The 9534-nt window shown below is 42.4% G+C and carries 10 protein-coding genes and 1 pseudogene; 10 read left to right on the forward strand and 1 reads right to left on the reverse strand.

Annotated elements, in window-relative coordinates; genetic code table 11:
* Positions 1-155: 155 nt before the first annotated feature.
* The 9 genes and pseudogenes from BFI01S_RS24690 (at position 156) to BFI01S_RS09590 (ending at position 8218) form a co-directional block, all read left to right on the forward strand.
* Positions 156-718: pseudogene (locus tag BFI01S_RS24690) on the forward strand (sulfurtransferase TusA family protein).
* A 12-nt stretch (positions 719-730) separates the two neighbouring features.
* Complete coding sequence (locus BFI01S_RS09550; protein WP_061792409.1) at positions 731-1120, forward strand: DsrE/DsrF/DrsH-like family protein; 390 nt, start codon at positions 731-733, stop codon at positions 1118-1120.
* Positions 1121-1132: 12 nt separating this feature from the next.
* A complete protein-coding gene (locus BFI01S_RS09555) occupies positions 1133-2266 on the forward strand; it encodes an MBL fold metallo-hydrolase (protein ID WP_061792410.1) in 1134 nt (377 codons plus the stop codon).
* A 227-nt stretch (positions 2267-2493) separates the two neighbouring features.
* Positions 2494-3573, forward strand: a complete 1080-nt coding sequence (locus tag BFI01S_RS09560) for a Fe(3+) ABC transporter substrate-binding protein (RefSeq protein WP_061792411.1) — start codon at positions 2494-2496, stop codon at positions 3571-3573.
* Positions 3574-3575: 2 nt separating this feature from the next.
* Entirely contained in the window at positions 3576-5222 is a 1647-nt protein-coding gene (locus BFI01S_RS09565) for an ABC transporter permease (RefSeq protein WP_061792412.1), read from the forward strand.
* Entirely contained in the window at positions 5219-5917 is a 699-nt protein-coding gene (locus tag BFI01S_RS09570; protein ID WP_061792413.1) for an ABC transporter ATP-binding protein, read from the forward strand. Before BFI01S_RS09565 ends, BFI01S_RS09570 begins: the two co-directional genes overlap by 4 nt.
* A gap of 144 nt (positions 5918-6061) precedes the next feature.
* Complete coding sequence (locus BFI01S_RS23680) at positions 6062-6589, forward strand: CueP family metal-binding protein (protein WP_172581943.1); 528 nt, start codon at positions 6062-6064, stop codon at positions 6587-6589.
* 140 nt (positions 6590-6729) lie between these two features.
* Positions 6730-7779: a flavin-containing monooxygenase gene (locus BFI01S_RS09585; RefSeq protein WP_061792415.1), complete on the forward strand. Its 1050-nt coding sequence runs from the start codon at positions 6730-6732 to the stop codon at positions 7777-7779.
* A gap of 52 nt (positions 7780-7831) precedes the next feature.
* Complete coding sequence (locus BFI01S_RS09590) at positions 7832-8218, forward strand: hypothetical protein (RefSeq protein ID WP_061792416.1); 387 nt, start codon at positions 7832-7834, stop codon at positions 8216-8218.
* Here BFI01S_RS09590 and BFI01S_RS09595 read toward each other — a convergent pair.
* A complete protein-coding gene (locus tag BFI01S_RS09595; RefSeq protein WP_061792417.1) occupies positions 8202-8498 on the reverse strand; it encodes a hypothetical protein in 297 nt (98 codons plus the stop codon). The two genes, BFI01S_RS09590 and BFI01S_RS09595, sit on opposite strands and share 17 nt — an antisense overlap.
* Before the next feature lie 265 nt (positions 8499-8763).
* Between BFI01S_RS09595 and BFI01S_RS09600 the strand changes: the two genes are divergently transcribed.
* The gene (locus BFI01S_RS09600) at positions 8764-9486 is read left to right on the forward strand and encodes an alpha/beta fold hydrolase (RefSeq protein ID WP_061792418.1); all 723 of its coding nucleotides are present in this window, start codon (positions 8764-8766) and stop codon (positions 9484-9486) included.
* The last annotated feature ends 48 nt before the right edge of the window (positions 9487-9534 follow it).

Consider the following 9534-nt stretch of genomic DNA (forward strand, 5'->3'; position numbering starts at 1 on the left):
TGGATTTGAAACCCAAGAGTTATTTGAGGAAAAAGGTTTAGTTTGTATTTATACGGATAGAGGTATAGAAAATCAAGTTAACAAAAATTTGGAAGGTCCAGCCGGGCATTGAAAACAGGATCAAAAAGATACTAAAAGGGAATGGAGGGAAAAGCATGAATGTTAATAAAGTCTTGGATGCTAAAGGACTTTCCTGTCCAATGCCAATTGTTAAAACAAAAAAAGAGATGCTCTTGAGCCAGGATAGGTAATGGAGGTTCAGGCGACGGATAAGGGGTCTACCGCAGATATTAAAGCATGGGCCCAGAGCACCGGCAATCATTACTTGGGCACAGTGGAAGATGGAGATACCTTAAAACATTACCTGCGCAAAGCGACGGTGGAGGAAGAAAAAGTGGAGGCGAAACATCCTCATGTAACAGACCTTGGCGATCTCCAGGAAAAAATAAAAGGTAATGAAGAGATCACCATTCTCGATGTGAGGGAGCCTGCAGAATTTGCCTTTGGCCATATTCCGGGAGCCGTCAACATTCCTTTAGGGGAGCTTGAAAACCGATTTGAAGAATTGGATAAGAATAAAGAAGTGCACATTATCTGCCGGACAGGCAACCGCAGTGATCTGGCTGCCCAGAAACTGGCTGAAAAAGGATATCCAAACGTCAGGAATGTAGTGCCAGGCATGACTGAATGGAAGGGACAATTAAATCAGACCCATTAGGGAGGTAAAAGAATGAAGGTAGCCATTATCGCAGCCAACGGAAGCATGTTTGATGCTTATAAGGTGTTTAACATTGCGACAGCAGCTGCAGCAACGGATGCAGAAGTAGGAATCTTTTTCACATTTGAGGGGCTAAATTTAATTCATAAAGAGGGCCATAGGAATCTTCCGCTGCCTCCGGGAGGCGAGCATTTTCAGGAAGGATTTAAAAAAGCCAATGTCCCGCCGGTAGATGAACTGGTAAACATGGCAAGCGAAATGGGCGTAAAAATGATTGCCTGCCAGATGACTATGGATGTAATGAGCCTTGAAAAGGAGCAATTTGTGGAGGGCATTGACGTTGGCGGAGCTGTGACGTTTTTAACCTTTGCCAAGGATGCCGATGTAACACTTACTTTTTAAGAGGTGAAAAATATGGCTGAGAATCATGTTAAGACAATCACTGTAAAGGAATTAACCAGAAAAATTCTGGATCATGAAGAAACATTTATTCTGGATGTGCGAAATACGGATGATTTTGATGATTGGAAGATTGAAGGAAAAAACGTCCATATCATTAACGCCCCGTATTTTGATTTGCTTGAGGGAGTGGAATCCATCCAGGACAAGCTGCCTAAAGACCAGGAAATTTTTGTCGTATGCGCCAAGGGAGGCTCATCAGAGTTTGTTGCCGGACAGGTAGCGGAAGCAGGCTATTCAAACGTATATTCCATTGAAGGCGGAATGAAGGCATGGAGTGAACATCTCGAGCCCATTAAAATTGGGGATTTAAAACAAGGCGGATCCATTTATCAATTTGTCCGGATCGGAAAAGGCTGTTTATCCTATCTGATTGAGTCCAATGGCAAGGGAGCATTGATTGATGCGAACCGCATGACAGGTCCCTATGAGGATTTTATCAGGCAAAAAGAGATAACCATCACCCATGTCCTTGATACCCATTTGCATGCAGATCATATTTCAGGCGGAAGAAAGCTCGCTGAAAAGTTTGGAGCGGGTTATTATCTGCCTCCAAAGGATGCGGAAGAGGTCCAGTTTGAGTACAATCACATTCATGACGGCGATGACTATCAGGTAGGAGATACTGTCATAAAGGCAGTATATTCGCCGGGCCATACCATCGGCAGTACATCATTTGCAGTCGATGGCCAATATTTGCTCACTGGCGATATTCTGTTCATTGATTCGATTGGCCGCCCTGATCTGGCCGGAAAAGCTGGAGATTGGGTAAAGGACCTGCGGACTACCCTGTATAAAAGATATAAAGAGCTGACCGACGAACTGCTTGTGCTGCCAGCCCATTTTATGATTTCAGATGAAATGAATGAGGATGGAAGCATTTCGGAAAAGCTCGGGGTGCTGTACCAGCAGAATCACGGCTTAAAGATCGAAAGCGAGGAAGAGTTCCGCAGAACCGTTACGGAGAATTTGCCGCCGCAGCCGAATTCCTATCAGCAAATCCGGGAAACGAATATGGGCAAAATCTCACCAGAGGCAGAAGAACAGCGTGAAATGGAAATTGGTCCAAACCGGTGTGCGGTCAGGTAGAAAATAAAGGTCCCGGGAGTTCCTTAGCAACAAGATCCTGATACGCATCAGGATCTTGTTGTTTTTTACATAGATTTATAATGATTAATCTGAATAAAACATTTCATTTGACAAATTTTTTATTTTCATAGCAAAAGAATGTTGACGAAATGAATATTAATATATAGAATTAACTAAGTGATAATAATTATCATTTTCAAATACATATATAAAGGTGGAAAGAAAACATGAACTTATCAAAATTACTAAAGCCTTTTATTGCCACAACAGCTTTAACTCTGGCTCTTGCCGGATGCGGGGGAGAAGGCGCATCTGAAGGTGAAAATGAAAAAGACACCGCTTCCAAAAAGGAAGAGCAGGTGGTCAATGTCTATACTGCCAGACATTATGAAGCAGATGAACAAGTCTACAAAGATTTCACAGAAGAAACCGGCATAAAGGTTAATGTCGTTAAAGGAGAAGCGGAAGAGCTGATTGAGCGACTGAAGCGTGAAGGCGAAAGCACGGAAGCCGACTTATTTATTACAGTGGATGGCGGTGTCCTTGCACACGCGAAAGATAATGATATTCTTCAGCCGGTTGAATCCGACGTGATCAGCGAAAATGTTCCTGAGAACATGCGTGATAAGGAAAATAACTGGATTGGAATGGCGACCAGAGCACGTGTCATCGTGTATTCAAAGGATAGAGTTTCACCTGATCAATTATCAACTTATGAAGATTTAACAAGTGATAAGTGGAAGGGCAAAGTGCTTGCCCGTTCTTCAACAAGCCTTTACAACCAGTCTTTGCTTGCTTCTTTCATTGAGTTGAATGGTGAAAAAGCGGCTGAAGAATGGTCAGAAGGCATTGTGAAAAACTTCGCTCGTCAGCCGGATGGCGGTGACCGCGACCAGGCGAAGGCTATTGCAGCCGGCATTGGTGATGTAGGGATTATGAATACGTACTATGTGGGATTGCTTGCCAATTCATCAGACCCTGAAGAGGTGAAAGTGGCAGAAGGTCTTGGTGTATTCTTCCCTAACCAGGAAACAAACGGCACACACGTGAATATCAGTGGAATTGGTTTAACGAAGCACAGCAAAAACCCTGAAAATGCAACGAAACTAATCGAATACATGACCGGAAAAGAAGCTCAGGAATATTTATCAGCAAACAACTATGAGTTCCCGGTTAACCCTGACGCAGAAAAGCCTGAAATCCTTAAGTCATGGGGCGACTTTAAAATGCAGGAGCTTGACTTTGATACTTTAGGGAAGCATAACCAAAAAGCGATTGAAATTTTTAATAAAACAGGCTGGAAATAAACATGAATACGGAATCTGTTAAACATTTTTTTCGAAAAGATTTTAACGGATGGTGGCTGGTAAGCTTGATTGGGGCGGCAATAATTTTGCTGCCCATCTTGTTTATCTTTTTTTCTATTTTCCAGGAACCGAATGAAAACTGGTTTCAGATTAGGGAATATCTATTAAAAACCTATGCTGCCAATTCAATTATTCTCGTAGTGCTGACTGGGCTATTTACAGCCATATTAGGGGTGAGCCTGGCCTGGCTCGTTGCCGCATACGATTTCCCGCTGAGGCGCTTTTTTAGCTGGGGGCTTATTCTCCCGCTGGCGATTCCTCCCTATATCGCTGCTTACACCTATCGGACGATGTTAAGCTACACAGGGGTCGTACAGGTTACATTAAGGAACAAGTTCGATTATCAGATCAATCCGGAATGGCTGTCAATCTCCTCACTGAGAGGGGCCGTATTTATATTTACGATCTTTCTTTTTCCGTATGTGTACATTATCTGCAGAGCGTTCCTTGAAAACCAGAGCTCTTCTTTCCTTGAAAATGCAAGGCTGCTGGGAAGAAAGCCTTTTTCGATTTTTGTAAGAATTGTCCTGCCGCTCTCCAGGCCGGCAATCGTTGCCGGCGCTGTGCTTGTCATTTATGAAGTCTTAAGTGATTACGGAGTAACAAGCTATTTTGGCATCCATACGATTACGACAGCCATCTTCCAGACATGGTTTGGCATGTATGATGCAGATTCAGCCATGAGGCTGGCGGCATGGCTAATGGTCATTATCGTTGGATTATTTTTTATAGAAAAATTGCTCAGGCAGGGGAGACGCTATAATATCAGCAGCAAATCAAGACCCCTGGTCCGTAAAAAGCTAAAGGGGCTTCAGGCAGCAGCGGTGTTCAGCTATTGTTCGGCCATCTTCCTGCTCGGGTTCTTTATACCCGTGGTACAGCTGCTGGCATGGACCAGGCTGACTTTCGCAGAGGTATGGAACGATACGTTCTTTACCCTGTTAAACCAGACTGTTTTTGTTGGGATGATCTCCACGGTGCTGATACTCTTATTTGCTGTGATTATTGCCAATGTAACGAGGTCGCATTCAAACGGGGCCTATGTTTTATCCAAGCTTGCCACAGCTGGCTACTCGATTCCCGGGGCGATTATTGCGATTGGCATCCTTGCGTTATTTATTGAACTTGATTCTTTGCTTGCGCCATTTTATGCTTATATGGGATGGGGAAAAGCTCCCCTTATCTTAAGTTTATCTCTGGCTATGCTGGTGATTGGCTATACCATCCGTTTTATGGCAACAGGCTATAATGCTGTTGAAATCGGCTTTGAAAAAATCGGGCCTAAATATACAGAAGCATCCAGGATGCTGGGATTCGGCGTCACCAAAACCTTTTTCAAGGTGGATTTGCCGCTGATCAAAGGTGCTTTATTCAGCGGGTTTATTTTAACATTTGTAGAGATTATTAAGGAACTGCCTTTGGCTTTGCTGCTCAGGCCGTTTAACTTTGATACCCTTGCCACGAAGACCTATCAATACGCAAAAGATGAGATGATTCATGAAGCAGCCATTCCTTCTCTCATGATTATCCTCATAAGTGTTTTATCTGTTGCGGTGTTCCAAATGATTGATAAGAAGGTGAAGAAATGAACATCCTTACCATTCAAAATCTGACATTTTCATTTCCAAAAGCCCGTGTTCCTGTAATTGAGAATTTCTCCTTTAGAGTGGACGAGGGAGAAATCGTTGGCATACTCGGACAGAGCGGAAGCGGTAAAAGCACGCTGCTCAGATTGATTTCAGGGCTTGAAATTCCGAGGTCGGGAAGAATTGAAATCGCAGGCACAGAATCAGCCGGAGAGAAGACGTTTGTACAGCCGGAAGACCGCGGGGTGGGCATGGTATTCCAGGATTATGCCCTTTTCCCTCATATGTCAGTAAAAGATAATCTTTTATTCGGTTTGTCGCGCCTTCCGCGGAAAGAAAGATATCCGCGTGTCAGGGAGATGCTTGAGCTTGTCCAGATGACAGATTATGAGAAAAGATATCCGCATGAGTTAAGCGGCGGTCAGCAGCAGCGGATTGCTCTGGCAAGGGCTCTGGCTCCCAAGCCTAAGCTGCTGCTGATGGATGAGCCATTCAGCAATTTGGATGCGAACTTAAAAGGTTCCATCAGGGATGAGCTTCTGATGATACTAAAAAAGGCAAACATGACCTGTATCATGGTGACGCATGATAAAGAAGATGTGGAAGCCATCTGCGGCAGAAGCATCGTATTTGGAAAAGCGGAAGGCAGACCAAGTGAAGCTCCTGGGAAGGAAAGTAAACTTACATTTGTAAGGTAGCTCTGTAAGGCCCGCTAAAGAAGCGGGCCCTTTTGCTGTTCTGCCAGACACTTTATTTTGGAAGCTTTCATAAATTGTTCATATTTATTTGCTATAGTACTTTGGTATAGTAAGAGAAGAAGACAGAATAAGGATGTGAAAATGATGAAGATCAAATTGGTTCTTGCTGCTTCACTGATTTCTATGGCATTAGCTGGATGTGGACAAGCAGATTCCAAGGATGATGCTGTTTCAGAGACTGAAGACATCAAAGCATTAGTGAAGGATTACAGCGTTGGAAACATAAAGACCGGATCTGCCTCCATTACCTCAGAGCAGCTGATCGTTAAAGAATCGGACGGAGAAGAATTATCCTATGATCTGCCGGAAGAAGAGTTCTTCGTATCGATTGCCCCTTACGCTAATGAAACCCACCCTTGAACGAATCATAGCTTGACAGGTTGTCAAGGTGAACTGGCTGAAAAAGAGTTTGATGTATATATTGAGGATTCGGAAGGCAATGTGATTTTGGATGATACGATCAAAACCCAGGCTAATGGATTTTTCGATTTATGGCTTCCAAGAGACAAAACCTATCAAATAAAGATTAAGCATGATGGAAAAGCATCAGAATCGGAAATTTCAACGTTTGAGGATGACGCTACTTGCATTACCACGATGCAATTAACATAAAAGGATCTGCTGCAGGTAAATACCTGCTATTGAGCTGCCATTGGGCGGCTCTTTTTTTGAGAAACCGTATTCCTTTTTCTGGTTATTATGTATAATAATATTCAAATGTATATTTGAATGTAACGCGGGGAGCGATGGCCATGAAAAAGTATGAAGCTGCCATTATTGGCGGTGGTCAAGCCGGGTTAGCGATGGGATATTTTTTGAAAAAAGAGAAGCTATCCTTTGTGATAATAGAAAAAAACGGCAACGTGGGGGACTCCTGGAGACAAAGATACAATTCCCTTGTTTTATTTACTCCGCGCCAATATAGCAGCCTGCCCGGACTGCAAATGAGAGGTCCATCAGAGGATTTTCCGACGAAGGATGACATAGCAGATTATCTGAATGACTATGTGAAGCATTTTGATCTTCCAGTCATGCTGAATACGAACGTCACTCAGTTGAATAAGCTGCCAGACGGCTCGTTTATTATAGAGACTAACAGAGGTATCATTAAAGCTCAACAAGTTATCATCGCAGCTGGTGCCTTTCAAAAGCCGTATATTCCTCCTCTTAGTAAAGATGGAACAGGTGCTTTCCAGCTTCACTCTTCAGAATATCGATCACCGGAAGAAGTGCCAGGTGGTGAAGTATTGATTGTGGGCGGCGGCAATTCAGGTGCGCAGCTTGCTGTGGAATTAGCCAAAGACCGGAAAGTCACAATAGCTGTTGGCCATCGCATGAAAATTTTGCCCTTAACAATACTCGGGAAAAGCATTTTCTATTGGCTGGAGAAACTCGGGCTGCTGTTCGCGGGGACAGATACGATTAAAGGCAGCTGGTTTCAGAAACAGAAGGATCCGATTTTTGGAAAAGAGCTGAAAACACTCATTCAAAATAAAAAGGTTGATGTAAAACCTAAAGTTTTACACGTCAGTGGTACAGAAGTTCTCTTTGGAGATGGGACTCAGAGGAATTTCGAAAGTATCATCTGGTCTACTGGTTTTGATCCTTCATACGAATGGATTCGTATAGAGGATGTGGTCTCTGACGAAGGAAAACCAATACATAAAAGGGGGATTACTGGAATTAAGGGGCTCTATTTTATAGGCTTGCCTTGGCAATACCAGCGAGGGTCCGCTTTGATTTGTGGAGTTGGGAAAGATGCAGAATATTTGCTTAGTGCAGTGCTTTCTAATAGAACATAGAATGGTTAAGTCATATAAACTATAACAAATTCAAGAGAGGACAGCGCCTATCATGGAAAACGTATCAAATGCAGTTAAATTGGAATCCATCAAATCCTTCCAATCGACAATCGGTAAACTTGAAAAGGCCCTGACTCAGATGACTGAGAAAGGTGCCAATACTACTCTGGTAGAAAAGCGGTACAAAGCATGCTGCATCGGCTTGGTTGTCCTGGAGAATGTATGGAATCAGAGGCCCCATTCTTATACCGGGGAGGACTTAGCCGAAGCCAGCAAAGTTCTTAGTGGTTTAATACCTTCAATAGAGAGCGCTTATGCCAGGTTAAAAGATGGAAGTCCCCAGAGGATACTTTTGGAAAGAAGAATAAAAGCGTTAGAGCTGGCTGCAGAAGCACTTGAGGATTTTCATAAAAGAAATAGCACTAATAGTGTTGAATAGTTATCGAAAGTAAGAAATATGGGGGAGTTAAAATGCAAAAGTGGCTTGGCTCGGCGGGAGTTTGCATTAGAGGGGATAAGGTTTTAATGGTATTGCAGGGGACAGCAGCTTTTACTTTCCCATTTTCATCAATTGCTAAATAGGTTGGGTTCTCTTCAGTATCTTGAAACTGTTTTAAATCATCCTCATATAAAAAGGAAGAATCAACGGCTCCTTTATGAATCCTGCAGTAATTTAAAAAATCTTCTACTCTTCCATTTGATAAGCGCTCAATTCTCATTTAGACATACCTCCCCTTAAATAAAATAATACACATGAACGAAAGAAAATGAATAGGTATACAGCAGCACAATAAGCAGCCTTTACTTAAAATAAGTGCCTTAAGCTTTAAAGTCGGTGGGGGACCAGACATCATTCATTAAATGTTAAGCTGCCAAGCCAGGTGGCTTTTTGTTATGTTACTAACGGGGAGGATCGTTGAATAATAGTTTCAGTATTGTTAAATTTTAACTAATGTTAGTTGGCAAAATGAGAGGAATGAACCGATGGATAAGGAAATGTTTATACCTATAAGTAAATGTAAACTATACGCTAGATTAATGGGAGAAAATAACGGAAAACCAACAGTCATAATGGATGCCGGATACGGAGACTTTTCTAAGACCTGGAATTCAGTATTAAGGGAGATTTCAATGCTCTCTAGTGTACTAATTTATGATAGAGCTGGACTTGGGAAAAGTGAATCAAGCTCTAACCCCAGAACCAGCCGTGAAATGGTAAAAGAATTAAAGGAAATGCTTAATGAAGCCAAGATTAAGCCTCCCTATATTTTAGCAGGTCATTCCTTTGGCGGAGTTAATATGCGGATGTTTGCTGCAGAATATCCAAATGAAGTTTGTGGACTAGTCTTGATTGACTCTACTCCCGAAGATTACAGAGAACGATTTCTCCCTGCTATGTCACAAGATTTTCAGCAAGCATATAACAAGCAATTCGTTTACGAAGGAAATTATGATGAATTTATGGAAAGTTTAAAGCAGTTAAAAGACACTAGGCAAAAGTTAAATGTACCATTAATTGTTCTTTCAGCGGGTAAGAAAGCTCATTATTCCATGGAATCCCAAAAGTTATGGAATGAAATGCAGAGAGAGATTCTTAAAATATCCTCAGATGGCGAATTGGTCATTGCTGAAAACAGTGCCCACTACATACAAAATGACGAACCGGAATTGGTGGTCTGGGCGATAAAAAAGTTAATTGAGAAGTAGTTCAAGTTAAGCTGCTAATCAGGCAGCTTTTTGTGCGACGGGCAGTCG

The organism is Cytobacillus firmus NBRC 15306 (genome assembly GCF_001591465.1).
GTDB classification, from domain to species: Bacteria; Bacillota; Bacilli; order Bacillales; family Cytobacillaceae; genus Cytobacillus; species Cytobacillus firmus.